General features: G+C 57.4%; 2 pseudogenes. Both read left to right on the forward strand.

What is annotated here, in order from left to right:
- Positions 1-1,198 (forward strand): annotated as a pseudogene (locus GKAS_RS23245) (ATP-binding cassette domain-containing protein); the annotation flags it as partial.
- Positions 1,199-1,208: 10 nt separating this feature from the next.
- Positions 1,209-1,887 (forward strand): annotated as a pseudogene (locus tag GKAS_RS23250) (secretion protein HlyD); the annotation flags it as partial.

Below are 1,887 nucleotides of genomic sequence, written 5' to 3' on the forward strand. Positions count from 1 at the left end.
TGCTGGTGCAGTGGCCGATGGCGAAGCTGGCTAAAGAGGGGATGCGTGAGAGCGCTATCCGTAATGCGGTGCTGGTCGAATCGATCGAAGGATCGAGGATATCAAAGCTCTGCAGGCGGAACCCTATTTCCAGCGGCAGTGGGAGCACACCCATTCGGTAAGTGCCGCAATCGGTATGAAACAGCGCGTGTGGGGCGCACGACTTAGCGGATGGGCCTCTACTGTTCAGCAGATCACCTACGCCGGAATGCTGGTGTTTGGCTGCTATCTGGTGCTGGATGGCGGGATCACGACCGGTACTTTGGTCGCCTGTAGCCTGCTTTCCTCGCGTACGATCGCGCCGCTGATGCAACTGACGATGGTCTTCTCCCGCTGGCAACATGCAAAATCGGCGATGACCGGGCTGAATGAGCTGCTGAAAAAGCCGCTCGATAAAGAAGCCGACAAAAAAATGGCCCACTGCCCGGTGCTGGCGGGTCATTACCAGGTCCAGGGCTTGCAGTACAGCTATGACGAAGAGAAGGGCGAACAGGCGGTACAGATAGGCGAGCTGGAGATTAAACCCGGCGAGCGTGTTGCCATTCTCGGCAAAACCGGGGCTGGAAAATCGACGCTGCTGAAGTTGCTCTCTGGCCAGGCGCAGGCCACGAAAGGCAAAACGATTATCGACGGCGTTGATATGGCGCATATCGACCCCGATGACGTCCGTCGCCAGGTGGGCTATCTCTCGCAGGATTCGCGCCTCTTCTTCGGTACGCTGCGGCAAAATCTGATGCTTGGACATCCTCATGCCACTGAGGCGGAACTTATTCAGGCGCTGCGTATCAGTGGGGCGATCACCATGGTGCAGCAGGATGCCGCTAGCCTTGACCGGTTGATTAACGAAGGTGGGCGCGGGCTTTCCGGCGGGCAGCGGCAGATGGTGCTGTTGAGTCGGTTAATCGTCCGCAATCCGCAGATTGTGCTGCTGGATGAACCCACCGCGTCAATGGATGAACAGCTGGAGGCCTGGGTTATCCGCCAGCTCCAGCAGTGGCTGACCGGGCGTACGCTGATCCTGGTAACCCATCGCCCCGCGTTACTCAATCTGGTGGACAGAATTGTGGTGATGGAAAACGGCAAAATTATTGCCGATGGCCCACGAGATTCGCTGCTCAAGCAGGCGCAGAATAACAGTAACGTGGCGTCTATCGCCTGAGGATATTGCCATGAGTCAACTGGGGATGCAGGAAGAGCTGGCGCGTCAGGGGCGGTTTTACTCGTCGATTATCTGGCTGTCGCTGGTCGGTCTGTTGGTCTTTGTGGCCTGGGCGTGGTGGGCGATCCTTGATGAGGTGACTGTTGGTACGGGCAAAATCACGCCCTCGACCCATGCACAGGTGATCGAAAGCCTGGATGGTGGGATCATCAAGTCGCTGGCGGTACGCGAAGGGGATATTGTCGAGCAGGGACAGGTACTGGCTCGGCTTGACCCGACGCGCTTTCAGTCAAACTACGGCGAAGCGGCTGCACGAGCCAGAGCGCTGCGTGCGTCCAGCGAACGCTTACGTGCTGAACTGACCGGCGCTCCGCTGAAGTTCAGCGCCGAATCCATGCGCGAACCGGATCTGGTTGCCCGCGAGCAGCAATTGTATGAATCCCGCCGCCGTAACTTGAATGAAACGGTCGACAATCTGCAGAAAAACTACCGGCTGGTGATAGCAGAGTTGCAGATGACCCAGCCTCTGGTACAGAAAGGGGCAGCAAGCCAGGTTGAGGTGATCCGTCTTCAGCGTCAGGCCACAGAGCTACAGGGTAAAATCGATGAAGCGCGTAATCAATATGCGTTGCGGGCGCGTGAAGAGCAGGTAAAAACTAATGCCGATCTTGATGCCCAACTGCAGGTCA

This window comes from Kluyvera ascorbata ATCC 33433 (assembly GCF_000735365.1).
Classification (GTDB): Bacteria; Pseudomonadota; Gammaproteobacteria; order Enterobacterales; family Enterobacteriaceae; genus Kluyvera; species Kluyvera ascorbata.